Raw genomic sequence first — 25,782 nt, 5'->3', positions numbered from 1 at the left:
GGAGGACAGGAGATGTGACGTGACCCGCACGTGTGTACCACGCACTGTGGTGACACGTGAACCGTGCGGGCCACGTTGCCTCGTGAGACGCCGGAGGTCGGACGCGGGAGGTCAGACGCCGGAGGTCAGGACGCCGGAGGTCAGACGAGCTTGGCGGTGAGCGTGATCGGCGTACCGCCGAGGGCCTGGCTGACCGGACAGTTCTTCTTGGCGTCCTCGGCCGCCTCGGTGAAGCCGGCCTCGTCCATGCCCGGGACCTCACCCTCCACCGTGAGGTGGATGCCGGTGATGCCGGTGCCGGGCTGGAACGTCACCTCGGCCTTGGTGTGCAGCCGGGTGGGCGGGTTGCCGGCCTTGGCCAGCCCGTTGGAGAAGGCCATGTTGAAGCAGCTGGAGTGAGCCGCCGCGATCAGCTCCTCCGGGCTGGTCTTGCCGTCCGGCTGCTCCGCCCGCGCGGGCCAGGACACGGGGTACTCGCCGATGCCCGAGGAGTCGAAGGTCACGACGCCCTTGCCCTGGAGCAGGTCGCCCTCCCAGACGTTGTGTGCCTGACGCGTGGTGGCCATGGTGGTTCCCTTCGTACGGTGTGAACCCGACTGGCCCAAACCTACTGCGCGACCAGCCCCTTCGCGTCGCGGGCCAGCGCGGTGAGCCGCGAGATCGCCCGGAAGTACTTCTTGCGATACCCGCCGTTCAGCATCTCGTCGCTGAACAGCTGGTCGAACGGCAGCCCCGAGGCGAGCACCGGTACCTCCCGGTCGTACAGCCGGTCGGCCAGCACGACCAGCCGCAGCGCGGTCGACTGGTCGGGCACGGGCTGCACGCCGGTGAGGCAGACCGCCGCGATCCCGTCCGTCAGCGCGCCGTACCGGCTCGGGTGGACCCGGGCCAGGTGCTCCAGCAGGTGCGGGAAGTCGTCGAGCGACGCGCCCGGCGTGGCGTACGCCGCCTTCGTCACCTGCTCGTCGTCGTACGGCGCCGGGGCCGCGGGCAGCCCGCGGTGGCGGTAGTCCTCGCCGTCGATGCGCAGGGGCCGGAAGTGCGCGGACAGCCCCTGGATCTCGCGGAGGAAGTCGGCCGCGGCGAACCGGCCCTCGCCGAGCTTGCCGGGCAGCGTGTTGGAGGTGGCCGCCAGGGCGACACCCGCGTCGACCAGCTTGCCGAGCAGCGTCGACACCAGCACGGTGTCACCCGGGTCGTCCAGCTCGAACTCGTCGATGCACAGCAGCCGGTGCCCGCTGAGCGTGGCCACCGTCTGCTGGAAGCCCAGCGCGCCGACCAGATGGGTCAGCTCCACGAAGGTGCCGAACGCCTTGAGGGACGCCTCGGCGGGGGTGGCGTGCCACAGCGAGGCGAGCAGGTGCGTCTTGCCGACGCCGTACCCGCCGTCCAGGTACACCCCGCGCGGCCCGGTGGGGGCGGCCGGCTTCCTCGCGAACCAGCGGCGCCGGCCCGCTCCGCTCGCGTGCGCGCCGCCGAGCCCGGCCGCGAAGGAACTCAGCACCTCCACCGCCTGGGTCTGGCTCGGCTGGTTCGGGTCGGGAATGTACGTGTCGAAGCGCACCGCGTCGAAGCGCGGCGGCGGCACCATCCCGGCGACCAGACGGTCGGCCGGGACGTGCGGCTCGCGGGCGCACAGGGACAGCGGGGCCGCTTCGGTTATGGCACTGGTCGACACAGTTACTCACTCTAATCGCCGTGCCAGACTGCACGGCATGCGACGCCTGTTCCCTGTGACCGACCAGACACCCGCCGACGCGCCGGACCAGCGGGACCGCGAGTGGTCCCTCGACGAGCTGGCCGAGGCTTACGCGTACCCCGACGAGCGCCCCTGGCTGCGCGCCAACATGGTGTCGTCCCTGGACGGGGCCGCCCAGCACGAGGGGCGGTCCGAGCCCATCTCCTCCGCGACCGACATGCGGATCTTCGGCACGCTGCGCGCGCTGGCCGATGTGGTGATCGTCGGCGCCGAAACGGTACGGCTGGAGGGCTACCGCCCGGCACGCGCCCGTGACGCCTTCGCCGAGCGGCGGGCGGCGGCCGGACAGGGCCCGGTGCCCGCGATCGCGGTGGTCAGCGCCTCCCTGAAGCTGGACTTCTCGCTCCCGCTGTTCTCCCGGCCGCTCGTCCCGACGCTGCTGCTGACCGGCGCCGCGGCGCCGCCGGACCGGGTCCGCGAGGCCGAGGAGGCCGGCGCCGAGGTCGTGATCGCGGGCGACGGGCCGGCCGTGGAGCCGGAGCGCGCGGTACGGGCGCTGGCCGAGCGGGGGCTGACCCGTCAGCTGACGGAGGGCGGGCCGCGGCTGCTCGGCCAGCTGGTGGCGGCGGGGGTGCTGGACGAGCTGTGCCTGACGGTGTCGCCGCTGATGACGGCCGGGGATGCCCAGAGGATCGCGGGCGGGCCGTCGCTCGCGGTGCCGTCGCGCTTCGCCCTGGCCTCCCTCCTGGAGGAGGAAGGGTTCCTTTTCACCCGGTACCGCCGGGTCTGACCAATCAGCGGAATAATCCGTTCCGGTTAGCTTCCGGTGGGCACACTTACTCTCGCAGTCCCCGTGCGGGCACGGGGAAGGATGGTTTCCGCAGAAGGGCTCCCGAGGTGTTCACAAGCGTTCTCATGATTGAGAAGCCCCTGTCGTCCGTCGACGTGGACTTCGTCACCAGCCTGCACGGGGACGAGGCGATGTCCTTCATCGTGCTGATGCAGCCGCGCGGTGAGCAGGCCGTCGTCCTGCTGCGGGCCATTGACGACGTCGCCCTGGGAGAGCTGAGGGAGGCGGTCAAGGAGGGCGAGGAGCCGGAGGGCAAGGCGGCCATCGTCACCGCCCAGGCGGGCCTGGAACACTCGCTCCAGGCACTGCGCAACGCCGGCTGCGAGGCGGTCGGCCAGGTCGTCGAGGACCACCCGCTGGACAAACTGAAGGCGGTGGTGGAGGAGTCCGGCGCGGACGAGGTGATCGTCCTGACCAAGCCGCACTACGTGGAGGAGTTCTTCCACCGGGACTGGGCCTCCCGGGCCCGCCACAAGGTCGGCGTACCGGTGCTCAAGCTCTTCGCGCACAACGACGAGCCGCGGAACGCATAGGCTGGGCACCTTCACGTACGTCGCACCCCGGGGAGAGACACGCATGGGACCCGCCATCCCTGCCGCCATGGCACGGCCGCACTTCATCGGCATCGGCGGCGCCGGAATGTCGGGCATCGCCAAGATCCTCGCCCAGCGCGGCGCCCGGGTCGCCGGCAGTGACGCGCGCGAATCCGAGACCGCCGCCTCCCTGCGGGCGCTCGGTGCGACGGTCCACATCGGGCACGCCGCCGCCCACCTGGCGGACGACACGACCAGCGTCGTCGTCTCCAGCGCCATCCGCGCCGACAACCCCGAGCTGGCCCGCGCCACCGAGCTGGGCATCCCGGTCGTGCACCGCTCCGACGCGCTGGCCGCCCTGATGACCGGGCTGCGCGCGATCGCCGTCGCCGGCACGCACGGCAAGACGACCACCACGTCCATGCTCGCCGTCGCCCTCACCGAACTGGGCCTCGACCCCTCGTACGCCATCGGCGGCGACCTCGCCGGGCCCGGCACCAACGCCCTGCACGGCGACGGCGAGATCTTCGTCGCCGAGGCGGACGAGAGCGACCGCAGCTTCCAGAAGTACGACCCCGAGGTCGCGATCGTCCTCAACGTCGAACTCGACCACCACGCCAACTACGCGTCGATGGACGAGATCTACCAGTCGTTCGAGGCGTTCGTCGCCAAGATCCGCCCCGGCGGCACCCTGGTCGTCGGTGAGCACGCCGGCGCCCGTGAACTGGCCCGCCGCGTCGTCGGCCGCGAGGACCTCCACATCATCCGTGTCGGCGAGTCGGCCGACTCCGACGCCCGGATCACCGCGATCGTGCCCAAGGGCATGACCAGCGAGGTCACCGTCGCCCTCGACGGCACCGAGCACACCTTCACCGTCTCCGTGCCCGGCCGCCACTACGCCCACAACGCCGCCGCCGCCCTCGCCGCCGGCGCCCGCGTCGGCATCGACCCCGCGGCCCTGGCCAAGGCCCTGACCGCGTACACCGGCGTGGGCCGCCGCCTCCAGCTGAAGGGCGAGGCGGCGGGCGTCCAGGTCATCGACTCGTACGCGCACCACCCCACCGAGATGACCGCCGACCTGGAGGCCATGCGCGCCGCCGCGGACTCCTCCCGCCTGCTGGTCGTCTTCCAGCCGCACCTGTTCTCCCGCACCCAGGAGCTGGGCAAGGAGATGGGCCAGGCCCTCGCCCTCGCCGACGCCTCGGTCGTCCTCGACATCTACCCGGCCCGCGAGGACCCGATCCCGGGCGTCACCAGCCGCCTGATCACCGACGCGGCCCGCGCGGCCGGCGCCGACGTCACCGCCGTGTCCGACAAGGACACCGTGCCGGACGTCGTCGCGGGAATGGCCAAGCCCGGCGATCTCGTTCTCACCATGGGCGCGGGCGATGTCACCGACCTCGGCCCGAGGATTCTGGCCCGCCTGTCGAACTGAAGGAGAGCCGATGCCGTACGACGTCGAGAAGCCGGACGAGCAGTGGCGCGCGGAGCTGTCCCCAGAGGAGTACCACGTGCTGCGCGAGGCCGGCACGGAGCGCCCCTTCACCGGTGAGTACACCGACACCAAGACCAAGGGCGTCTACTCCTGCCGGGCCTGCGGCGCCGAACTGTTCACCTCCACGACCAAGTTCGCGTCGCACTGCGGCTGGCCGTCCTTCTACGACCCCAAGGACAGCGACGCGGTCGAACTGATCGAGGACCGCTCCCACGGCATGGCCCGCACCGAGGTCCGCTGCGCCCGCTGCGGCTCACACCTGGGCCACGTCTTCGAGGGCGAGGGCTACCCGACCCCCACGGACCAGCGGTACTGCATCAACTCGATCGCGCTGCGCCTCGCACCGGCCGACGAGGGCTGAGCAGACACCGGGGGCGGCGCTTACACTGAGTCGCACAGGGGCCGTCGCGACCTAACGGAACCGCCATGCGCCACCAGCGACTGTTCGTACCGGTACTCGCCCTGTTCCTGGTGACGGCACCCGCGGTCACCGCGTCGGCGCAGGGCGAGGCGGTGCTGGGCGCCCCCGGGTTCGGCGCGCGCGCCCTGCAGGCACTGGTCGACGGCATTCAGTTCGGCGCCATCATCGCGATCACCGCGGTCGGACTCTCGCTGATCTTCGGCACCATCCACCTGATCAACTTCGCGCACGGGGAACTCGTCACGATCGGCGCCACGTTCGCGTTCTTCCTCAATGTCTCCCCGGCCGGTCCCGGATGGCACCTCATCCCCGCCGCCATCGCCGCGGTCGCCTTCGGGGCCCTGCTGGGCGGGGCCATCGACCGCGGCCTGTGGCGGCCGTTGCGGGCGCGCGGCACCGGGATGATCAACCTGTTCATCGCCACCATCGGGCTGTCGCTGCTGCTGCGGCACGTGGTGCTGGTGCTGTACGGAGCCCGGCCGGGTTCGTACGCCCAGTACGACATCCAGAGCGCGATCGACCTGGGACCGGTCGGCATCACCCCGCGGGACCTCACCGTCACCCTGCTGTCGGTGCTCGTGCTGCTCGGCATCGCCGCGCTCCTGCAGCGGACGAGGATCGGCACGGCCATCCGCGCCGTCTCGGTCAACCGCGACCTCGCCGAGGCCTCCGGCATCGACGTGCAGCGCGTGGTGCTGGTCGTCTGGATGCTGGGCGGCGCTCTCGCCGCCCTCGGCGGGGTCTTCTTCGGCCTGGTCGAGATCGTCACCTGGGACATGGGCTTCAAGCTGCTGCTGCTGATGTTCGCCGGGATCATCCTCGGAGGGCTCGGCTCGGCCTACGGCGCGATGGCCGGCAGCCTGGTCATCGGCATCGTCGCGCAGATGTCCACCCTGTGGTTCCCGGTCGACCTCCAGTACGCCTGGGCCCTGCTCGCCCTGATCGTCGTCCTGCTGATCAGGCCGCAGGGCATTCTCGGCCGTCGTGAACGCGTCGGATGAGGGCGGTGGTGTGCCATGGACTGGTCGGTCATCTTCTCCGACGCCGTGCGCTCCGGCATCGGACCCATCGCCGCCGTCTACGCGCTCGCCGCGATGGGCCTCAACCTGCACTTCGGCTACACCGGGCTGCTCAACTTCGGCCAGGTCGGGTTCATGCTCGTCGGCGGCTACGGCCTCGCGATCACCGTGGCGACCTGGGGCGGCCCCATGGTGCTCGGCGTTCTCGTCGGCCTGGCGTCCGCGGTCGTCCTGGCGCTGCTGCTGGGCCTGCCCACCCTGCGGCTGCGCGCCGACTACCTCGCCATCACCACCATCGCCGCAGGGGAGACGCTGCGGCTGTTCTACCGGTCCAGCTGGGCGGAACCGGTCACCGGCGGCGTGTACGGGCTGCAGCGCTTCGCCAACGATTTCTACGAGATCAGCCCCATCCCGCGCGGCACCTACGGCGTGTGGCTGGTGGAGTTCAGCTCCCGGGACGTGTGGGTGCTCATCGTCGCGTGGGCACTGGTGGCCCTCGTCGGACTGCTGCTCGCCCTGCTGGTGCACAGCCCGTGGGGCCGCGTGGTGAGGGCCATCCGCGAGGACGAAACCGCCGTGCGCAGCCTCGGCAAGAACGTGTACGCGTACAAGATGACCAGCCTGGTGCTCGGCGGCGTGATCGGCGCGGCCGCCGGAATGCTCCAGGCGATCCAGGTGCAGTCGGTCAGCCCGGACACGTTCGACCCCGGCGTCACCTTCTTCCTGTACACGCTGCTCGTGCTGGGCGGCGCCGGGCGGATTCTCGGGCCGGTCGTCGGCTCGATCCTGTTCTGGTTCGTGCTGTCCTTCCTCGACAGCGCGCTCCGGCAGGCCATCGACGCCGGGTACGTCTCGCCGGAGCTGATCAGTACGTCGGAGATCGGCGCCGTCCGGTTCGCCCTGGTCGGGCTCGCCCTGATCGTGCTGATCGCCTTCCGGCCACAGGGCCTCCTCGGCAGCCGGAAGGAGATGATGCTCGGTGCCCGCTGACGCCGCGCGGCCTCGGTCCCCGCTCGCTCCCCTCGACGGGGTCGCGCCCGAGCCCGGGGTGCGCAAGCCCGACCCGCTGCTCGTCCTGGACGGGGTGACCCGCGCCTTCGGCGGCCTCGTCGCCGTGCGGGTCGACCACCTGGAGGTGCAGCGCGGGGCCATCACGGCGCTCATCGGACCCAACGGCGCGGGCAAGACGACCTTGTTCAACGTGGTCAGCGGCTTCGACCGGGCCGACGGTGGCCGCTGGTCGTTCGACGGGCAACCCCTGAGCGGCCGCTCCGCGCACCAGATGGCGCGGCGGGGGCTGGTCCGTACGTTCCAGCTCACCAGGACGCTCGCTCGCCTCACCGTGCTGGAGAACATGAAGCTCGCGGCGGTCGGGCAGCGCGGCGAGCGGCTGCTGCCCGCGCTGCTGCCGCCGCTGTGGCGCGGGCAGGAGCGGGAGATCGAGCGCAGGGCCGACGAGCTGCTGGAGCGGTTCCAGCTCGCGCGCCTGCGCGACGACTACGCCGGCACGCTCTCCGGCGGCCAGCGCAAGCTGCTTGAGCTGGCCCGTGCGCTGATGGCCCAGCCCGTCATGGTCCTGCTGGACGAGCCGATGGCCGGGGTGAACCCCGCGTTGACGCAGTCGCTGCTCGGGCACATCACGCAGCTGCGCGACGAGGGGCTCACGGTGTGCTTCGTCGAGCACGACATGGATGTGGTGATGGGCATCAGCGACTGGGTGGCCGTCATGGCCGGCGGCCGACTGGTGGCCGAGGGTCCGCCGCACACGATCGGGCGGAACCGCGCCGTCGTGGACGCGTACCTGGGCAAGCAGCATGACGAACCGGAAGCGACCGGCGAGACCGGGGAGGCCGGGGAGACCCGGGAGACCGGGGAGGAGGAGTAGCCGATGTCCGCGAACGAGGGCGGGCCGGTGCTGGCGGCCCACGAGATCGTCGCCGGCTACCTGCCGGGAGTCGATGTGCTGCGCGGGTGCAGCATCGAGGTGCGACCCGGCGAGCTGGTCGGCGTGATCGGCCCCAACGGCGCCGGGAAGTCGACCTTGGCCAAGGCGGTCTTCGGCCTGCTGCGCATCCGCACCGGCACCGTGCGGCTGCACGGCGAGGACGTCACCAACCGGCCCGCCCATGAACTGGTGCGCCGGGGCGTCGGCTACGTACCGCAGCTGGCGAACGTCTTCCCCGCGCTGACCGTCGAGGAGAACCTGCGGATGGGTGTCTACCTGCGCCCCCGGACCTATGCGCGCCGTGCCGCCGCCTTGGAGGAACTCTTCCCCGTGCTGGCCGACCGCCGGAAGCAGAAGGCCGGTTCGATGTCCGGCGGCGAACGCCAGATGCTCGCGATGGCACGCGCGCTCATGATGGAGCCGCAGGTGCTGCTCCTGGACGAGCCGTCGGCGGGGCTGTCACCCGTCTTCCAGGACCAGGTGTTCGACCGGGTGAAGGAGATCAACGGCGCGGGCGTCGCCGTGCTGATGGTCGAGCAGAACGCCCGCAGGTGCCTGCAGATCTGCGACCGTGGCTACGTACTCGACCAGGGCCGGAACGCGTACACCGGTCCCGGCCCCGATCTGCTGCACGACCAGAAGGTGATCGACCTCTACCTGGGCACTCTCGCCCGCGTGCGGTGAACCGAGGTCACTGGGCGGCGCCCTTGCTCAGCTCCGTGCGCACGGTCTTCAGGTCGCCCTTCTCGTCGTACGTGTAGACCTCGATCGTCGCCTGGCCGGGCTCGCCGGCCTCGGTGAAGTCGAGCGGACCGCTCACACCGTCGTAGTCGATGTCCCTGCCCGCCGCGAGCAACTTCTTGCAGGCGTCGAACGAGTTGCACTTCTCGCCGTCCTTGGTGACTCCGACCATCTCCTTCGAGAACTTCTCCGGGTCGTCCGACCGGGCCTTTTCGGCGGCGAGCGCGACGGTCGTCACGCAGTCGAACGTCTGGGGTGCGAACTGCAGCTCCTTCAGGCCGGGCGCGAACTCCTTCAGCGCCTTCACGTACGCGGCGTTCGACGCCGATGCCGGTGCCGTGCCCTTCATCCCGGCGAGCCGGCCGGTGTCGCCGGGTGCGACGAGCGAGGGCAGTTCCTCGCTGCGCAGCCCGTCGGTGCCGTACACGCCGATCCTGTCCGGGCCCAGTCCGGCCTCGATCAGGCCTTGGAGGATCTGGGCGCCCTCCTCGAAGGCGACCACCACGGCGGCGTCCGGGTTCGCGTTCCTCACCTTCTGTACGACCTGGTCGAAGTTGGTCGCCTTCGGGTCGTACGTCTCGGCGACGGCCACGGTCGCGCCGCGGTCCTCAAGCGCCTTCCTGGTGGACTCCAGCAGGCCGCGACCGTAGTCGTCGGCGCGGGCGACGATGGCCACCCTCTTCTTGTTGTCGTCCTCGGCCACCACCTTCGCCAGGACAGGCCCCTGCAGCGCGTCACTCGGCGCGGTGCGGAAGTAGAACCCGCCGTCGTCGTAGTCGGTGAACGTGGGTGCGGTGTTCGACCCCGAGCACTGGACCACACCGGCACCGGTCACCCGGTCGATGAAGGCCAGCGACATCCCGGAGGCGGCGGCACCGATGATCGCGTCCACGTCCGCGGCCAGCACCCGGTCGGCCGACTGCGTGGCCACGGCTTCCTGACCGGCCTCGTCACCCGAGGCCGGGGCCGGTATCGGCTTGCCCAGCACACCCCCGGCATCGTTGATCGTCTTGATCGCGAACTTCGTCGACTCGATCATCGGCGGGCCCAGGAAGGACAACTGACCCGTCTCGGGAAGGACGTAACCGAGCTTCAGTACACCGTCCTCCGCCTGGGCCGGAACCTGCGCCGGGACCGTGGCCGGGGATCCGCTGCCGCCGACCGCGCCGGTCGCGCCGATGGTCGTGAGGAGCAGAGCGGCCGCGCTGGCCACGATCGCGGACCGTCGTATCGACGTTTTCATCTTTCCGCCTCCTCTCCGTGGAGACGGGCGACGTCGACAGGGCCGACAGGCCGGCGCTCCGCCCGCCTCTGTATCGAGACTAGAACGTTGAGCCCGAAACGTCCCGCCTTCGCCGGAACCCCGGCCTCGGGCCCCCGTCACGCGGGCTCCAGCAGGTCCCAGCGGTTGCCGTACAGGTCCTCGAAGACCGCCACCGTCCCGTACGGTTCGTGGCGCGGCTGCTCCAGGAACCGCACCCCCGCGGCCAGCATCCGCGCCCGGTCACCGGCGAAGTCCTCGGTGTGCAGGAAGAACCCGACCCGGCCGCCGGTCTGGCCGCCCACGGCCGCCTCCTGGGCGGGACCCGCGGCGCGGGCCAGCAGCAGCCCCGTACCCGCTGCGGACCCGCGCGGCCGGACGACGACCCAGCGCGAGCCGTCACCGCGATCGGTGTCCTCGACGAGTGCGAAGCCGAGAGCGCCGGTGTAGAAGTCGATGGCCTCGTCGTAGTCACGGACGACAAGGCTGACCAGGGCGATGTGGGACATGCGGCCACGCTAGCCGGAGGAAACGGCCCCGGTCGGCCCGCTGCCACAATCCCTCCATGGACTCGCAAGCGCTCGCCGAGCTCACCGACCGCGCCCGCCGCCTCGCCGCCCCCGGGGCCCGCCGGGTCCTGGGCATCGCCGGGGCGCCCGGTGCGGGCAAGTCGACGCTCGCGGGGAGTCTGGTCGACCGCCTCGGCGGGCTCGCCGTCCTCGTCCCCATGGACGGCTTCCACCTCGCCCAGGCCGAGCTGCGCCGCCTCGGCCGCGCCGGGCGCAAGGGCGCCCCCGACACGTTCGACGCCGCCGGGTACGCCGCCCTGCTCGCCCGGGTGCGTGCCGCCGAGCCCGGCGTCACCGTCTACGCGCCCGCCTTCGACCGGGCCCTGGAGGAACCGGTCGCCGGCAGCATCCCTGTTGACCCCGGCGTGCCTCTCGTCGTCACCGAGGGCAACTACCTCCTGCACGACGGCGGCCCGTGGGCGGCGGTCCGCCCGCTCCTCGACGAGGTCTGGTTCCTGGAACTGGACGACCGCCGCCGCGTCCACCGGCTCGTCGAACGCCACGTCCACTACGGCAAGGACCGACCGTACGCCGAACGCTGGGTCAGGGAGTCCGACGAGGCCAACGCCCGGCTCGTCGCCGCCGGTCGTGGCCGCGCCGACCTCGTCGTACGCATGAGCTGACGACGCGGCTCACGCCACCGGCAGCGCGCTCGCGTGCCGGACCGCGGCCGACGCCAGCGCCCGCACGACCGGGTGCGGACGCGTCCCGTCCCCGGCCAGCTCGGGCTGGAACAGCGTGGCCAGGAAGAAGGGGTGACCCGGCAGTTCCACGATCCGCGCCTGCCCGTCCCCGTCCTCGCCGGTGAAGCGCAGCCCGTGCGCGCGCAGCAGGTCCAGGTGGTCGGCGTCCGGCCCGTACGAGCACTGGTACCGCTCCACCAGCCGCTCGGCCCCGATCACCGACTCGGCCAGTGAGCCGGGCGTCACCCGCACCGCTCCCTCGTGCCCCGCCAGCGAACACGCGAGCCGCCCGATCACCAGGTCCTCGGCCGCGGCCTGCGGATCGTTCTCGGCGTGCGCCGCCCGGGACAGCCCGCAGACGTGCCGCGCGTACTCCAGCAGCGCGTGCTGGAAACCGCCGCACGTCCCCAGGAACGGGATGCCCCGCTCCCGCGCGGTACGGACCGCGGCCAGCGCGCCCGCCTCATTGCGGTACGGGCTGCCCGGCAGCAGCCACACCGCGTCGAACCCGTCCACGGCACCGGGCTCGGCGGCGTCCGCGGTCGGCACCCAGTACGCGTCGAGGACGAGACCGTCCCGCTCGGCGAGCGCGTCGAGGAGCAGCGGGACGCGGACATGGGACTGCACGGTGGGGGAACGGTCGGCGACCAGGGCGATCCGGGCGAGAGGAAGCGTCAGAGCAGGGTTCGTCATGCCGAACATGCTTGCCGCCGGGGCCCGTTCAGGTCCAACGATGATCTCTGCACCCTCGATCAGAAACGCTGATGCCGGTCGGGACACTGGTCACCATGGACCCGCACCTGCTCCGTACGTTCGTGACGGTGGCCCGGCTCGCCTCCTTCTCCGGGGCCGCCCGCGAACTGGGCTACACCCAGTCGGCCGTCTCCCAGCACATCGCCGCCCTCGAAGGCGACCTCGGGCTGCCGCTGCTGGCCCGCCGCCCGGTCGCTCCCACCCGCGCGGGAGAACGCCTCCTCGAGCACGCCCGGCCCCTGCTGCTCCGCCTCGACGCGGCCCGGGCCGACCTCACGCGCATGGCCGCCGCACCGGCCGGTGACCTCACCCTCGCCGCCGCCCCGCTCGCCGTCCACCCCGACACCCTCGCCGCGCTGCCCGCCACCCGCGTCACCCTCCGCGTCCTGCCCCGCGACGAGATCCCCGCCGCCCTCGCGGCCGGGACGGCCGACCTGGGGATCGTCGACGGCCTCGCCGCCCCCAACGACCCGCTGCGGCTCCCGGACGTCGCCCCGCTCACCGCCACCCGCGTCGCCGAGGCCCCGCTCGCCGTCCACCTCCCCGCCGGCCACCCCCTCGCCCACCGTCCCGGACTGCGCCTCGGCGACCTGATCGACGCCCGGTGGCTCGACGCACCGGCCGCCGGCCTCCCGCTCGACCGGCTCCGCGCCGCCCACGGCACGCCCGGCTTCCGCCCCGCCCTGCGCTACGACGGCACCGACGTCCGCACCCTGACCGCCCTCGCGGCCGCCGGCCACGGCCTGACCCTCCTGCCGGCGACCATCCCGCCCGCCCCCGGCGCCACCGCCGTGCCCCTCACCGAACCGCGCCTGGTCCACCGCACCGAACTGCTCCGCACCGGCGAACCGGCGGGCCCCGCCGCCACCGTGGCCGCCGCACTCACCACACCCCCGCAATCCGCTCGCGTCGGGCACCCGGCGCGGCGAGGATGACCGTCATGGACAGCCACCGCGACAGCGCCCCCGCTCCCTTCACCGCCGACGACTACCGCGCCCGCATGGCCCGCGCCGTGGACGCCGCCGCAGACGCCGGCCTCGACGGGCTCGTCATCGCGCCCGGGCCCGACCTCGTGTACTTCACCGGTTACCAGCTGACCGCCACGACCGAGCGGCTCACCGCCCTCGTCCTCGTCCCCGGCAAGGACCCGGTCCTTGTCGTGCCCACCCTGGAGGCACCCGACGCCGCCCGGGCCCCCGGGGCCGAGGCGCTCGGCCTGCGCGACTGGACCGACGGCACGGACCCGTACGACGTCACCGCGCCCCTGCTCGGGACCGGCCGCCGCTACGGGATCAGCGACAACGCCTGGGCCATGCACCTCCTCGGGCTCCAGAGGCGGCTGCCGGACACCTCGTACACCGCGCTCACCGAGGCCCTGCCCATGCTGCGGGCCGTCAAGGACGCCCACGAGCTGGCCCGCCTGGAGGCGGCGGGCGCCGCAGCCGACGCGGCGTACCGCGAGATCCTCAAGGTCCGTTTCGCCGGGCGGAAGGAGACGGACATCGCGGCCGATCTCGCCGCGCTGCTCAAGCACTTCGGCCACTCCCAGGTGGACTTCACCGTGGTCGGTTCGGGCCCCAACGGCGCCAACCCGCACCACGAGGCGGGCGACCGCACCATCGAGCCGGGCGACATGGTCGTCCTCGACTTCGGCGGCCTCAAGCACGGGTACGGCTCCGACACCAGCCGTACCGTCCACGTCGGCGAACCCACGGCCGAGGAGCGGCGCGTCCACGACGTCGTACGGGAGGCCCAGCAGGCCGGGTTCGAGGCGGTCAAGCCGGGCGCAGCCTGCCAGGACGTCGACCGGGCGGCCCGAGCGGTGATCACCGAGGCCGGGTACGGCGAGCACTTCATCCACCGCACCGGCCACGGCATCGGCGTCACCACGCACGAGCCGCCGTACATCATCGAGGGCGAGCAGCAGCCCCTGGTACCCGGCATGTGCTTCTCCGTCGAGCCCGGGATCTACCTGCGGGGGCGTTTCGGTGTCCGGATCGAGGACATCGTCACGGTCACCGAGGACGGCGGGCGCCGCTTCAACACCACCCCGCGCGAGCCGGCGATCGTCGAGTAGCGGATCGCGACACAGGGCCGCCCACTCGCCCGCTCATACGTCAGCCCACTCGTACGCTCACACGTCCGCCAGGATCACGCACGACTCCGGCGGGAGCGTCAGCAGACCGTCCCCGTTGGGCAGCTCGACCGGCTCCCAGGCCGCCAGGACCCGGCCACGGCCGCCCAGCGGGATGCGCGCGGCCTCCTTGGCGAAGTTGACCGCCACCCGCAGGTCGCCGCGCCGGAACGCCAGCCAGCGGGCCTCCTCGTCGTACGCCACCCGGACCGCCGCCAGGTCCGGGTCGGTCAGGTCGGGCTGGGCGGCCCGCAGGGCGATCAGCTCCCGGTACCAGGCCAGCAGCCGGGCGTGCGGTTCCCGGTCCCGCTCGGACCAGTCCAGGCAGGACCGGTCCCGGGTGGCCGCATCCTGCGGATCCGGAATGTCGTCCTCGGCCCAGCCGTGCGAGGCGAACTCCCGCCTCCGGCCGGTGCGTACCGCCTCCGCCAGCTCCGGGTCCGTGTGGTCGGTGAAGAACTGCCACGGCGTGCTCGCGCCCCACTCCTCGCCCATGAACAGCATCGGTGTGAACGGCCCCGTCAGCACCAGCGCCGCCGCGCAGGCCAGCAGCCCGGGGGAGCAGGAGGCCGAGAGCCGGTCGCCCGTGGCCCGGTTGCCGACCTGGTCATGGGTCTGGGCATAACCCAGGAAGCGGTGCGCCGAGGTCTTCGTCCGGTCCACCGGACGCCCGTGCGTACGGCCCCGGAAGGACGAGTACGTACCGTCGTGGAAGAAGACGTGGCCCAGGGTCTTGGCGAGGGCGGCGAGCGGGGCGCGGGCGAAGTCCGCGTAGTAGCCCTGGGACTCGCCGGTCAGGGTGGTGTGCAGGGCGTGGTGGAAGTCGTCGTTCCACTGGGCGTGCAGCCCCAGGCCCCAGCTCTCGCGCGGGGTGGTGGTGCGCGGGTCGGCGAGGTCGGACTCGGCGATCAGCAGCAGCTCCCGCCCCTGTTCGGCGGCCAGCGCGTCCACGGCGGCCGACAACTCCTCCAGGAACGTCAGCGCCCGCGTGTCGGCCAGCGCGTGCACCGCGTCCAGCCGCAGCCCGTCGATCCGGTAGTCGCGCAGCCAGGCGAGCGCACTGCCCAGCAGGTACGCCCTGACGTCGTCCGAGCCGGGCGCGTCCAGGTTCACGGCGGCGCCCCACGGGGTGTGGTGGGTGTCGGTGAAGTACGGGCCGAAGGCCGGGAGGTAGTTGCCGGAGGGGCCCAGGTGGTTGTGGACCACGTCCAGCACCACGCCCAGTCCGAGCCCATGCGCGGTGTCGACAAAGCGCTTGAGCGCCTCAGGGCCGCCGTACGGCTCGTGCACCGCCCACAGCGACACCCCCTCGTACCCCCACCCGTGTCTCCCCGGGAAGGGACACAGCGGCATCAGCTCCACATGCGTGATGCCCAGCTCGACCAGGTGGTCCAGCCGCCCGGCCGCCGCGTCGAGGGTGCCCTCGGGCGTGTACGTACCGACGTGCATCTCGTACAGCACGGCGTCGCGCAGGCCGCGCCCCGGAGGCTCGTGCCGCCAGCTGTACGAGGAGTGGTCGACGACCGCGCTCAGCCCGTCCGGCCCGTCCGGCTGGCGGCGCGAGCGCGGATCGGGCAGCACCGGGCCGCCGTCCAGCGCGTACCCGTACCGCGCGCCGTCCGGGGCGTCCGCGTCGTCCACTTCGGTCACCCACCAGCCGTCCCGCTCCGGGTCGCGCGCCAATGGGCGTGTCACATGCTGCAGTTGGAGCTCGACCCGTTCTCGCGCCTGCGGCGCCCACACTTCGAACAGCACTGGCGGTCCCCTCGTCGTCGTCGCCTCCCATCCTGACAAGATCGAGAACGGGAAGCACGACACTTGGCCGAACGGACGGCATGCGTCATACCACGTGCACACCCCCCGCTGATCACGTACCAAGACCGTACCAACGGGGTCCGACAGCGGGCCCCGTCTGGACACTCCCGGCCGCCCGGACCGACAATCACGTCTGTGACGTCCCCTTCCGAGTCCCACACCTACCCCGCTCGGCTCTCCGACGCCGACCGGGACCGTGCGCTGGGGCTGCTGAGGGAAGGCGCCGCGCAGGGCAGGCTGTCGCACGACACGTTCCTGCGGCGCATGGAACTGGCCCTGGTCGCCCGCCGCCCCGACGAGCTGGCGGCGCTCACCGCCGATCTGCGCACCGAGGGGCGCTGGTCCCAGCGGGTGTTCGGCGCGGTGGAGCGGGTGTCGGCGTTCACCGTACGGCTGGGGCGGGCCTGGCGGGCGGAGCGGCTGCCGAAGCTGCTGCTGCCGGAGCCCGGACCGTACCCCCTGCGCATAGGCCGCGACCCGGCCAACGGCCTCCGGCTCAGCCATGAGACGGTCTCCCGCCTCCACGCCGAACTGGCCCTTGACCGTGGGCTGTGGGTGCTGCGCGACCTGGGCTCCACCAACGGCACGACCGTCAACGGGCGGCGGGTGACCGGCTCGGTGGTGGTCCAAGCCGGTGACCTGGTCTCCTTCGGCCAGATGGCCTTCCGGCTGTCCGCCCGCTGACGACGCTTCCGGGAAGGCTCAGTCCTCGTCCCGTACCGCCTCCTCCCGTACCGCCTCGTCCTGTACCGGGCGGCGGCTCAGCAGCGCCACCGGCCGTGCCGCGAACAGATCCACCAGCGGCACCGGCTCCCCGCCCGGGAACTCCCGCCCCGCGTCCACGGCGTCGAACCACCGCCCCTCCGGCAGTGTCAGTGACGTGTCGCCCCAGCCACCGCCCTCCGCCAGCCGCAGCGACAGCCGCGTGACCGCCGTGATGACTTCCCCCGAACGGCAGAACGCCACACAGTGCGCCGCCGCCGGGCCGCTCGCCGCCAGCGGCAGATACGTCCCCGACGCGCCGAACACCTCCGGACTGCGCCGCCGCAGCCACAGCGCCGCACGCGTCACGGCCGTCTTCTCGTCCGGCGGGCCCTCCTGGAAGGGCCGCCGGTTGTCCGGGTCGACCAGCGCCAGATACACCCGCTCGGTCTCCTGGTACAGGTCCGGCACGCCCGGCATGGTCAGGTGGACCAGCGCCGCGCCGAGCGTGTTCGCCCGTACGTACGGCTCCAGGTCGCGGGCCAGCAGGGAGACCGTGTACTGCGGCGGACCGGACGGGCCCGCGTCCACGAAGTCCAGCACGGCCCGCTCGTACGCCGGGTCCGGCTCCGTCCAGGAGGTGTGCAGCCCCGCCTCCCGCACCGCCTTCAGCACCGCGGGCGCCAGCCGGTCCGCGTACGGATACCCCAGGCCCAGCGCCGTCTGCCATGCCGTCCACGCCACCTGCCCGTCCGGCGCGGGCGTCGCCGCGACGTCGTCCAGCAGCTTGGCCCACCGCTGCGGGCACTCCGACAGGACCGCGATCCGCGCCCGTACGTCGGCGCTGCGCTTGGTGTCGTGCGTGGACAGCACCGTCCCGGTCGCCGGCCAGTCGCGGGCCAGCCGCTCGCAGTACGCGTGGAACCGATCCGGGCTCACGGCGGGCCTGCCCGGGTCCCCGCCCACCTCGTTCGCCGAGATCAGCGGCGTGTACCGGTAGAACGCCGTGTCCTCGACGGACTTCGCCCGCAGCGCCGACGAGGTCTGCGCGAACCGCACCCGGAAGGCGGTGTGATCAGGGCCCTCACCGAGCCGGCCCAGCGCCAGGTCCCGGACGACATCGACGGCCGCCGCCTCCTCGGGGACCGTGAACGTCGCCTTCACCTCCCGCGCCGCCTCCTCGGTGAGGATGTCCTCCGCCCCCGTCCCGTAGGGACGGTAGACCGGCACCCGGATCAGCAGCTCCCGGATCGCGGCCCGCAGCGCCCACGGCGCGTGGTCGCGCAGGGCCGGGTCCGTGCCGTCGCAAATCCGCGCGGCGGTCCGGGTCAGGAACGCCACCTCCGACGCCAGCGCGTGCGTCACCACCTTGTACGCGGCCCGGCGCGCCGTCGCCTCCCAGTGGCCGCCCCGGTCGCCGGCCGGGTTCGCGAAGCGCCGGTACTGCTCGGCCAGTTCCGCCGCGCCGGCCTCGTCCACGAACAGCCCGTCCACGTGCCGCAGCGCGTCATAGCCGGTGGTGCCCGCGACCGGCCACCGCGCGGGCAGCCGTTCCTCCCCGGTGAGGATCTTCTCCACCACCGTCCAGCACGCCCCGCCCGTCGCCCGGTCCAGCTGCCGCAGATACGCCTCCGGATCCGCGAGCCCGTCCGGGTGGTCGATCCGCAGCCCCTCGATCACGCCGTCCCGCACCAGCTCCACGACCTTGGCGTGCGTCGCCTCGAACACCCCGGGGTCCTCGACCCGCACCCCGATGAGGTCCGAGATGGTGAAGAACCGCCGGTAGTTCAGCTCCGTACGGGCCAGCCGCCACCAGCTCAGCCGGTACCACTGGGCGTCCAGCAGCTCCGGCAGGGCCAGCCCCTCCGTACCCGGCCGCAGCGGGAACTCCTGCTCGCCGTAGCGCAGCGTCCCGCCCTCGGCGCGCATGTCCGCCAGCTCGTCACCGACCCGGCCGGCCAGCACCGGCAGGAGCACCTTCCCGCCGCCCGCCTCCCAGTCGATGTCGAACCAGCGCGCGTACGGGGACGCGGGCCCCTCCCGCAGCACCTCCCACAGCGCCCGGTTGTGACGGGGCACGGCGGCCATGTGGTTGGGCACGAGGTCCACGACCAGACCGAGCCCGTGCGCGCGGGCCGTGGCGGCGAGGGCCCGCAAGCCCTCCTCCCCGCCCAGCTCCTCGCGCACCCGGCTGTGGTCGGTGACGTCGTACCCGTGCGTCGAGCCGGGGACCGCCTCCAGGACCGGCGACAGATGCAGGTGTGATACCCCGAGCGAGGCGATGTACGGCACCGCTTCCCCGGCGGCCGAGAACGGGAAGTCCGGCTGGATCTGGAGCCGATAGGTGGAGTTGGGCGTCATGCGAACGTACGTACCCGCTTGAGCGGCTCATGTGTCATCCGCTCATGCGATTTACCCCGGACTGGCGCGCGTGTCGCATGACGCGCCGGCGCGCGTAAGGCGCGGACGCGGGGCGCGCGGTGCCGGGCGGCACGCCCCGCACCGCGCCCCACCGCTATCGCACCCCACCCCGCACCGCGCGCCCCGCCACCACCGCGCCCCACCCCACTCCGCGCCCCCGGATCGCCCGCCGCTGGTCAGGCCGGGCGGCGCAGGACCGTCAGGCTGCGGCCGATCAGGGTGAGCCGGTCGCCCGCCGCGACCTTGGGGCCCTGGCCCGGCTCGACGCCCTCCGGGACGGCCGTGTCCACCACCACCTGCCACTGGCGCCCGTGATTGACCGGCACCACGAACTCCAAGTCCTCGGCGCTCGCGTTGAACATCAGCAGGAACGAGTCGTCCGCGATCCGCTCGCCGCGCGGTCCCGGCTCGGAGATCGCACTGCCGTTCAGGAACACCGACAGGGCCTTGGCGTGTGCCGCCTGCCAGTCCCGCGCCCTCATCTCGTCACCCCCGGGGGTGAACCAGTTGATGTCCGACAGGTCGTCGTGGGTGCCCTCGACCGGCCGCCCGTGGAAGAAGCGCCGCCGCCGGAAGACGGGGTGGTCGCGTCGCAGCCACACCATCGAACGGGTGAACTCCAGCAGCGACCTCGCCGCCTCGGAGTCCTCGTCCGGCCAGTGCACCCAGGCGACCTCGTTGTCCTGGCAGTACGCGTTGTTGTTGCCCCCCTGCGTACGGCCGAACTCGTCGCCGTGGCTCAGCATCGGGACGCCCTGCGACAGCATCAGCGTGGCGATGAAGTTGCGCATCTGGCGGGCGCGCAGCTCGGTGATCCGCTCGTCGTCGGTCTCGCCCTCGGCGCCGCAGTTCCAGGAGCGGTTGTGGCTCTCGCCGTCCCGGTTGCCCTCGCCGTTCGCCTCGTTGTGCTTGTCGTTGTACGAGACGAGATCACGCAGCGTGAAGCCGTCGTGGCAGGTCACGAAGTTGATGGAGGCGAGCGGGCGGCGCCCGTCGTCCTGGTAGAGGTCGGAGGAGCCGGTGAGCCGGGACGCGAACTCGGCGAGCGTACGCGGCTCGCCACGCCACAGGTCACGGACCGTGTCCCGGTACTTGCCGTTCCACTCCGTCCACAATGGCGGGAAATTGCCCACCTGGTAGCCGCCCTCGCCCACGTCCCAGGGCTCGGCGATCAGCTTGACCTGGCTGACCACCGGGTCCTGCTGGACCAGGTCGAAGAACGACGACAGCCGGTCCACCTCGTGGAACTGGCGCGCCAGCGTCGCCGCCAGGTCGAAGCGGAACCCGTCGACGTGCATCTCCGTCACCCAGTACCGCAGCGAGTCCATGATCAGCTGGAGCACGTGCGGCGAGCGCATCAGCAGCGAGTTCCCGGTGCCGGTGGTGTCCATGTAGTACCGGGGATTGTCCTCGACGAGCCGGTAGTACGAGGGGTTGTCCAGGCCCCGGAAGGAGAGCGTCGGGCCCAGGTGGTTGCCCTCGGCCGTGTGGTTGTAGACCACGTCCAGGATGACCTCGATGCCCGCCTGGTGCAGCGCGCGCACCGCCGACTTGAACTCCAGCACCTGCTGGCCCCGGTCGCCCCAGGAGGCGTACGCGTTGTGCGGGGCGAAGAACCCGATCGTGTTGTAGCCCCAGTAGTTGGCCATCCCGGCGTCCACGAGCCGGTGGTCGTTGACGAACTGGTGCACCGGCATCAGTTCGAGCGCCGTGACACCCAGTTCCGTCAGGTGCTCGATGACGGCGGGGTGGGCCAGGCCCGCGTACGTACCGCGCAGCTCGTCCGGCAGGGCGGGGTGGAGCATCGTCAGGCCCTTGACGTGCGCCTCGTAGATCACCGTGCGGTGGTAGTCGGTACGCGGCGGGCGGTCGTCACCCCAGTCGAAGTACGGGTTGACGACGACCGACGACATCGTGTGCGGCGCCGAGTCGAGGTCGTTGCGGGAGTCCGGTCTGCCGAAGTGGTAGCCGTACACCGCCTCCCCCCAGTCGATGGCGCCCGCGACCGCCCGCGCGTACGGATCGAGGAGCAGCTTGGCGGAGTTGCAGCGCTGTCCGCGCTCCGGCGCGTACGGTCCGTGGACCCGGAACCCGTACCGCTGGCCCGGCATCACGCCGGGCAGGTACGCGTGCCGTACGAACGCGTCGGTCTCCCGCAGCTCCACCGCGGTCTCCGAGCCGTCGTCATGGAGCAGACACAGCTCGATTCGGTCGGCGGCCTCCGAGAAGACCGCGAAGTTGGTGCCGGCGCCGTCGTAGGTGGCACCGAGTGGATACGCCTGTCCCGGCCAGACCTGCATAGATAAGACTCTTCCACTTCTGATCCGGCTGATGGGTGTCACTTGAGCCAGAATCCTCCCCGAAAGTGGTGCGAGCTCCTAGGACTTCGGCCGGTCCTACCGGGTGACCACGGGGCGCGAAGGGGGCGCTGGCCGGAAAACGCCCCCTTGTGCCGGATTTGTGGGATCACCATACCGGGGGTGCGTGCGGTGGCCGTCCGCTTGCCCCGGGTCAACTTCGCGTTCCCGGGTGTCGCCCGTGGCGAGCCCCGTGCCGCACGCCGTCACCCGTGGGGGCTGCGGCGGCCGGCCGGGCCGGCGCCGGCGGCGTCACCATGGTGAATCCGCTCACTCCGGTCGGTCCCGCCGGCCGGAAGGGCCTTAAGAATCATGGGCGTTGAGTAAGGAGCCTGGGCATCCTGCTGCATCTCCTCCCGGTCCCGGAGTACCCTTCCTTGATCGTTGGAGACGGGCGTCCAGGAGCAGAAGGCGGTGCGCGGGTGAGCTCGGGAGGGCTGGAGCTGCCCCCAGGTGACTCAGGTCATCAGGGGGACTCCTCTGACCCCGCTGATGTCCCGCCCGGAGCGGTCTCACTCGCCCGGCCGATGGAGATCGGTGCGGAACTGGACTGGGGTGCGGAGGCCTGGAGCGAGGTGCGGACCCGTGCTCAGCGGGCGGGGCGCGCCTATATCTGGCTGAATCTGGTCGAACAGCGATTGCGTGCCGTCGTGGCCGCCGTGCTGCGGCCCGTCTACGAACCCGTCCACGGCGATGACTGGGTGGTGGCCGCCGCCGGGCCCGCCGGTCAGGAATGGGTCCAGCGGGCCGTCGCCGTACGGGAGGTCTCGCGCCGCAAGGGCTACCTCCTGGACCCCGCCGACGACAATGTGCTCAGCTTCCTCACGCTGCCCCAGCTGCGCGAGCTGATGGTCCAGCACTGGCCCTGTTTCGAGCCGTACTTCGACGACCGTCGCGACCTGGAGCTCGCCCTGGACGAGCTGGAGGTCACCCGCAACGTCGTCTCCCGCAACCGCGCGCTCTCCCGCACGGTCCTCGACCAGTCCGAGAGGGCCTCGGCCCGGCTGCTGGAGATCCTCGGCGGCGGCGCGGGCGTGCCGTCCGCGCACCGGCTGCCGGTCGACGCGGTGGAGGACCTCGTCGGCGACCGGTACGCGGATGTGGTGTCCGTGCACCCCGACCGGGTCCGGCTCCAGCGGCAGCTGCCCGCAGAGGACCTCTTCGGCGGGGCGCGGCGCCTCGACGCCATCGGCATAGGCCTGAACCTCCTCGTGCAGAACTTCTCCGGGCGGCGGCTGGTGCGGCTCGCCGAATCGGGCTGCCGGATACGACTGCTGTTCCTCAACCCGGCCAGCAGCGCCGTCAAACGGCGCGAAAGGGAACTCGGGATCAGAAAGGGCGAATTGAGCCGCTCGGTGGAAATGAACATCCTCCATATGCGGCGCGTGCGCTCCAAGCTGCGCGACCCGGGCGCCTTCGAGATCCAGGTCTTCGACGAGACGCCGCGCTTCACCGCGTACCTCGTCGATGGCGACGGTCCCGACGGGGTGGGCGTCGTCCAGTCCTACCTGCGCCGGGCCCGCGGCATGGAGGCACCGGTGCTGGTGCTGCGCGGCGGCAGGCGAGCGGTCGTCACGTCCGGGACGGAGAGTGACCACGGGCTGTTCGAGACCTACCGCGAGGAGTTCGAGTCGGTCTGGGCCGACTCGCGGCCGGTCTCCTGACGGACCGTCGCCACGCCGGTCATAGGCCGGTCGAGGCCCGTCCGAGCGGCGTTGTCAGTGGTGCGTGGGAGGGTGAAAGCCCACAGGGGGAGTGCACCGCAGGGGGGCGCACCACAGCACCGCGAGGAGGAGCAGCATGGGCTGGCACGGGGAGACGCTCGTCGGCTTCGATCTGGAGACGACGGGGACGGAGCCGCTCGAAGCGCGCATCGTGACAGCCGCGGTCGTGGAGGTCCGGGGCGGGGACGTGGTGGTACGCCGCGACTGGCTGGCCGATCCGGGCATCCGGATCCCCGCTCAGGCCTCGGCGATCCACGGCATCAGCAACGAGCGCGCCGTGGCCGAGGGCCGCCCGGTCCGGGAGGTGGCGGACGAGCTCGCCGACACCCTCGCCGGGTACTGGACGCGGGGAGTGCCCGTCGTCGCGTACAACGCCGCCTTCGATCTGACGCTGCTCACCGCCGAGTTGCGGCGGCACGGGCTGCCCGGCCTCGGTGAGCGGCTGGGCGGCGCACCGATAGGCCCGGTCGTCGACCCGTACACCATCGACCGCGCTGTCGACCGCTACCGCCGGGGCAAGCGGAACCTGGAGGCGGTCTGCGCCGAGTACGGCGTGGTGCTGGACGACGCCCACGACGCGGCCGCCGACGCGCTGGCGGCGGTGCTGGTCGCCCGCGCGATAGCCGAGCGGCACGCCGCCGTGGCCGCCCTGTCCCCGCGTGAGCTGCACCAGCGGCAGGTCCAGTGGTACGCGCAGTGGGCGGCGGACTTCCAGCGGTTCCTGCGCCGCAAGGGCACACCGGACGCCGTGATAGACCCGGCCTGGCCGCTGCGCGAGGCGGCCGCGGTGGCGGGCTGAACCGCCGTCGGGCGATCGGCGCGGCGAGCGGCGTCCTGGTCAGCGCCCACCCCGGCGCTGCTCCGCGAAGAAGTCCAGCAGCAGCGTGTTCACCCGCTCGGGAGCGTCCAGTTGCAGCCAGTGGCCGGCGCCCTCGATCCGCTCGTACCGCCAGCAACCGTCGACGTACTTCCCCGTACCGGCCATCGACCCCTCGGTGAGGAAGCGGTCACCGGTGCTCCATACGCCCAGGACCGGGCCCGGCAGTGACGGCAGCGGCTGCTCCGGGCCGAACAGTACCTCGGGGCGCAGACCAGCCCGGTACAGCGACAGCGCGGACGTGAGCGCACCCGGCTCGCGCAGGCGCTCCACCACCTCGTCGGCGTCGGGGTGCTCGGCGAGCATGTCGCGCAGGTTGGCGAAGTCGTCGCGGGAGAGCCACTCCTCGGCGAGCCCCGTCAGTTGGAACAGCAGCATGTACCAGGAGCGCTGGCGCTGCTCCCAGCCCGCGCCCAGCAGGCCGCCGAGGTGCCCCACGGACAGCAGGGACAGACTCGCCACCCGGGCCCGGTCGGTCAGGGCCAGCGACTGGGCGATGCCCGAGCCCCAGTCGTGCCCGACCAGGTGGACGCGGCCGATGTCGAGCCGGTCCAGGAGCTCCACCAGGTCGGCGACGATCCGGTGCGGGGCGTACGCCGCGGTCTCCTCCGGCCGGTCGGAGGCGCCGAAGCCGCGCAGGTCGGGCGCGATGGTGCGGTACCCGGCGGCGTCCAGCGCCCGCACCTGGTGGCGCCAGACGGCATGGGTGTCGGGGAAGCCGTGCAACAGCAGGACGGGGTCCCGGCCGGTCCCGTTGTCCTGGACCTCGTTGTCCTGGACCTCAAGGGTCACCTCGCTGAGCTCCATACGCATGCCGAACCTCCGGTTCACGAAAGGGAGTTCATGTTCTCAGAACGAATGCCAGCGGATTTCCGGGTCGTCGTCCCGCAGCGAGGCCACCCGGCGGCGGAACTCCGCCAGCGCCTTCGGGTTCGACGGCGCGTGCTGGGCCACCCAGGCGCAGCTCGCGGTCTCCCGGGCGCCGCGCAGCACGGCGCAGCCGTCCCACTCGCGCACGTCCCAGCCGTACGCCTCGGTGAACGCGTCGTAGGCGGCCGGGTCGAGGCCGTAGCGGTCCCGGGACAGGAGCAGGACCACCAGGTCGTGTTCGCGCAGGTCGGCCGAGAACGTCTCCAGGTCGACCAGTACCGGCCCGTCCGGGCCGATATGCACGTTGCGCGGCAGCGCGTCGCCGTGGATCGGCCCGGGCGTCAGCCGTGGCGTGAGCGCGGCGGCCGCTTCGGCGAACGCGTCGCGGCGCTCACGCAGGTAGGCCGCGTCGACCGGGTCGATCGCGTCGCCCGCGAGCCGCAGCCAGCGCTCCACGCCACCCAGCAGGTCCCGGCGCGGCAGCGGGAACGGCGGCTCGGCGAGCGCGTGGACGCGGCGCAGCAGCGGCGCCAGGTCCCGGGGCTCCGGCGGGCGTACGGCGTCGGGCAGCCGGTGCCAGACCGTCACCGGGTGCCCCTCCACCAGGCGGGGCTTCGGCTCGGCCGCCCGTACCACCGGAATGTCCGACTCCGCGAGCCAGGACGAGATGGCGACCTCCCGCTCCGCCCGCTCCAGCAGTTCCACGTCCCGGCCGACCTTGACCACCAGGTCCCCGGCGGCGAAGACGGCGTTCTCGCCCAGCGCCAGCAGCGCCGCCCCGCGTTCCAGTCCCGCGGCGGCCAGAACCTCCCGCGCCCGCGCCTCATCCATCGCGCCCGTCCCTCCCCTGCGTGCCGTCCCTGTCGTACATATGCGAATCCGGCATATGCGCATCCGGCAAAGTCTCGCATCC

Annotated in this window: 24 protein-coding genes; 14 read left to right on the top strand and 10 right to left on the bottom strand. The window is 72.3% G+C overall.

Annotated elements, in window-relative coordinates:
• Positions 1 to 140: 140 nt before the first annotated feature.
• Both QWM81_RS00245 and zapE read right to left on the bottom strand, forming a co-directional pair.
• Positions 141 to 566, bottom strand: a complete 426-nt coding sequence (locus QWM81_RS00245; protein WP_290109272.1) for an OsmC family protein — start codon at positions 564 to 566, stop codon at positions 141 to 143.
• Positions 567 to 607: 41 nt separating this feature from the next.
• The gene (gene zapE, locus QWM81_RS00240; protein ID WP_290109271.1) at positions 608 to 1,678 is read right to left on the bottom strand and encodes a cell division protein ZapE; all 1,071 of its coding nucleotides are present in this window, start codon (positions 1,676 to 1,678) and stop codon (positions 608 to 610) included.
• Positions 1,679 to 1,715: 37 nt separating this feature from the next.
• Between zapE and QWM81_RS00235 the strand changes: the two genes are divergently transcribed.
• The 8 genes from QWM81_RS00235 (at position 1,716) to QWM81_RS00200 (ending at position 8,646) form a co-directional block, all read left to right on the top strand.
• On the top strand, positions 1,716 to 2,489 hold the full coding sequence (locus QWM81_RS00235) for a pyrimidine reductase family protein (RefSeq protein ID WP_290109270.1): 774 nt from the start codon (positions 1,716 to 1,718) through the stop codon (positions 2,487 to 2,489).
• 107 nt (positions 2,490 to 2,596) lie between these two features.
• Complete coding sequence (locus QWM81_RS00230; RefSeq protein ID WP_290109269.1) at positions 2,597 to 3,082, top strand: indole-3-glycerol phosphate synthase; 486 nt, start codon at positions 2,597 to 2,599, stop codon at positions 3,080 to 3,082.
• Between the two features lie 43 nt (positions 3,083 to 3,125).
• Entirely contained in the window at positions 3,126 to 4,517 is a 1,392-nt protein-coding gene (murC, locus tag QWM81_RS00225; protein WP_290109268.1) for a UDP-N-acetylmuramate--L-alanine ligase, read from the top strand.
• Between the two features lie 10 nt (positions 4,518 to 4,527).
• Positions 4,528 to 4,938, top strand: coding sequence for a peptide-methionine (R)-S-oxide reductase MsrB (gene msrB, locus QWM81_RS00220; protein WP_290109267.1), 411 nt, complete (start codon positions 4,528 to 4,530; stop codon positions 4,936 to 4,938).
• Positions 4,939 to 5,003: 65 nt separating this feature from the next.
• Complete coding sequence (locus QWM81_RS00215) at positions 5,004 to 5,999, top strand: branched-chain amino acid ABC transporter permease (protein WP_290109265.1); 996 nt, start codon at positions 5,004 to 5,006, stop codon at positions 5,997 to 5,999.
• Positions 6,000 to 6,014: 15 nt separating this feature from the next.
• The gene (locus tag QWM81_RS00210; RefSeq protein WP_290109263.1) at positions 6,015 to 7,007 is read left to right on the top strand and encodes a branched-chain amino acid ABC transporter permease; all 993 of its coding nucleotides are present in this window, start codon (positions 6,015 to 6,017) and stop codon (positions 7,005 to 7,007) included.
• Positions 6,997 to 7,902 (top strand): ABC transporter ATP-binding protein, encoded by a 906-nt coding sequence (locus QWM81_RS00205; RefSeq protein ID WP_290109262.1) that lies wholly within the window; start codon positions 6,997 to 6,999, stop codon positions 7,900 to 7,902. The genes QWM81_RS00210 and QWM81_RS00205 overlap by 11 nt, the downstream gene beginning before the upstream one ends.
• Before the next feature lie 3 nt (positions 7,903 to 7,905).
• On the top strand, positions 7,906 to 8,646 hold the full coding sequence (locus QWM81_RS00200; RefSeq protein WP_290109260.1) for an ABC transporter ATP-binding protein: 741 nt from the start codon (positions 7,906 to 7,908) through the stop codon (positions 8,644 to 8,646).
• 7 nt (positions 8,647 to 8,653) lie between these two features.
• On the opposite strand, the gene QWM81_RS00195 is transcribed toward QWM81_RS00200, so the two are convergent.
• Together QWM81_RS00195 and QWM81_RS00190 are read right to left on the bottom strand one after the other, a co-directional pair.
• Positions 8,654 to 9,946 carry an ABC transporter substrate-binding protein gene (locus QWM81_RS00195; protein WP_290109259.1) on the bottom strand — a complete coding sequence of 431 codons (1,293 nt, stop codon included), beginning with the start codon at positions 9,944 to 9,946 and terminating at the stop codon, positions 8,654 to 8,656.
• 137 nt (positions 9,947 to 10,083) lie between these two features.
• The gene (locus QWM81_RS00190) at positions 10,084 to 10,473 is read right to left on the bottom strand and encodes a VOC family protein (RefSeq protein WP_290109258.1); all 390 of its coding nucleotides are present in this window, start codon (positions 10,471 to 10,473) and stop codon (positions 10,084 to 10,086) included.
• A 56-nt stretch (positions 10,474 to 10,529) separates the two neighbouring features.
• On the opposite strand from QWM81_RS00190, the gene QWM81_RS00185 reads away from it, so the two are divergent.
• Positions 10,530 to 11,156: a nucleoside/nucleotide kinase family protein gene (locus QWM81_RS00185; protein ID WP_290109257.1), complete on the top strand. Its 627-nt coding sequence runs from the start codon at positions 10,530 to 10,532 to the stop codon at positions 11,154 to 11,156.
• A 9-nt stretch (positions 11,157 to 11,165) separates the two neighbouring features.
• Here the strand turns inward: QWM81_RS00185 and QWM81_RS00180 are convergent, their stop codons facing one another.
• Complete coding sequence (locus tag QWM81_RS00180; protein WP_290109256.1) at positions 11,166 to 11,909, bottom strand: CTP synthase C-terminal region-related (seleno)protein; 744 nt, start codon at positions 11,907 to 11,909, stop codon at positions 11,166 to 11,168.
• Positions 11,910 to 12,004: 95 nt separating this feature from the next.
• Between QWM81_RS00180 and QWM81_RS00175 the strand changes: the two genes are divergently transcribed.
• Together QWM81_RS00175 and QWM81_RS00170 are read left to right on the top strand one after the other, a co-directional pair.
• Positions 12,005 to 12,904: a LysR family transcriptional regulator gene (locus QWM81_RS00175; protein WP_290109527.1), complete on the top strand. Its 900-nt coding sequence runs from the start codon at positions 12,005 to 12,007 to the stop codon at positions 12,902 to 12,904.
• A 5-nt stretch (positions 12,905 to 12,909) separates the two neighbouring features.
• Positions 12,910 to 14,046: a M24 family metallopeptidase gene (locus tag QWM81_RS00170; RefSeq protein WP_290109255.1), complete on the top strand. Its 1,137-nt coding sequence runs from the start codon at positions 12,910 to 12,912 to the stop codon at positions 14,044 to 14,046.
• Positions 14,047 to 14,103: 57 nt separating this feature from the next.
• Here the strand turns inward: QWM81_RS00170 and treZ are convergent, their stop codons facing one another.
• Positions 14,104 to 15,858 (bottom strand): malto-oligosyltrehalose trehalohydrolase, encoded by a 1,755-nt coding sequence (gene treZ / locus QWM81_RS00165; protein ID WP_290109254.1) that lies wholly within the window; start codon positions 15,856 to 15,858, stop codon positions 14,104 to 14,106.
• 195 nt (positions 15,859 to 16,053) lie between these two features.
• Here treZ and QWM81_RS00160 point away from each other — a divergent pair, with 195 nt between their 5' ends.
• A complete protein-coding gene (locus QWM81_RS00160; RefSeq protein WP_290109253.1) occupies positions 16,054 to 16,602 on the top strand; it encodes a DUF1707 and FHA domain-containing protein in 549 nt (182 codons plus the stop codon).
• Positions 16,603 to 16,620: 18 nt separating this feature from the next.
• On the opposite strand, the gene treY is transcribed toward QWM81_RS00160, so the two are convergent.
• Complete coding sequence (gene treY / locus QWM81_RS00155) at positions 16,621 to 18,981, bottom strand: malto-oligosyltrehalose synthase (protein WP_290109252.1); 2,361 nt, start codon at positions 18,979 to 18,981, stop codon at positions 16,621 to 16,623.
• 236 nt (positions 18,982 to 19,217) lie between these two features.
• Positions 19,218 to 21,341, bottom strand: a complete 2,124-nt coding sequence (gene glgX / locus QWM81_RS00150; RefSeq protein ID WP_290109251.1) for a glycogen debranching protein GlgX — start codon at positions 21,339 to 21,341, stop codon at positions 19,218 to 19,220.
• Positions 21,342 to 21,820: 479 nt separating this feature from the next.
• Here glgX and QWM81_RS00145 point away from each other — a divergent pair, with 479 nt between their 5' ends.
• Both QWM81_RS00145 and QWM81_RS00140 read left to right on the top strand, forming a co-directional pair.
• Positions 21,821 to 23,062 carry a DUF5919 domain-containing protein gene (locus QWM81_RS00145; protein WP_290109250.1) on the top strand — a complete coding sequence of 414 codons (1,242 nt, stop codon included), beginning with the start codon at positions 21,821 to 21,823 and terminating at the stop codon, positions 23,060 to 23,062.
• A 136-nt stretch (positions 23,063 to 23,198) separates the two neighbouring features.
• Positions 23,199 to 23,921 carry an exonuclease domain-containing protein gene (locus QWM81_RS00140; protein ID WP_290109249.1) on the top strand — a complete coding sequence of 241 codons (723 nt, stop codon included), beginning with the start codon at positions 23,199 to 23,201 and terminating at the stop codon, positions 23,919 to 23,921.
• Between the two features lie 39 nt (positions 23,922 to 23,960).
• Here the strand turns inward: QWM81_RS00140 and QWM81_RS00135 are convergent, their stop codons facing one another.
• A complete protein-coding gene (locus QWM81_RS00135) occupies positions 23,961 to 24,812 on the bottom strand; it encodes an alpha/beta fold hydrolase (protein ID WP_290109248.1) in 852 nt (283 codons plus the stop codon).
• 36 nt (positions 24,813 to 24,848) lie between these two features.
• Positions 24,849 to 25,700 (bottom strand): phosphotransferase enzyme family protein, encoded by an 852-nt coding sequence (locus QWM81_RS00130; protein WP_290109247.1) that lies wholly within the window; start codon positions 25,698 to 25,700, stop codon positions 24,849 to 24,851.
• Between the last annotated feature and the right edge of the window lie 82 nt (positions 25,701 to 25,782).

Source organism: Streptomyces ficellus (genome assembly GCF_030406405.1).
GTDB lineage: Bacteria > Actinomycetota > Actinomycetes > Streptomycetales > Streptomycetaceae > Streptomyces > Streptomyces ficellus_B.
Note: the sequence above shows the minus strand (reverse complement) of the source record. Positions and strands in the feature narration are given on the sequence as shown.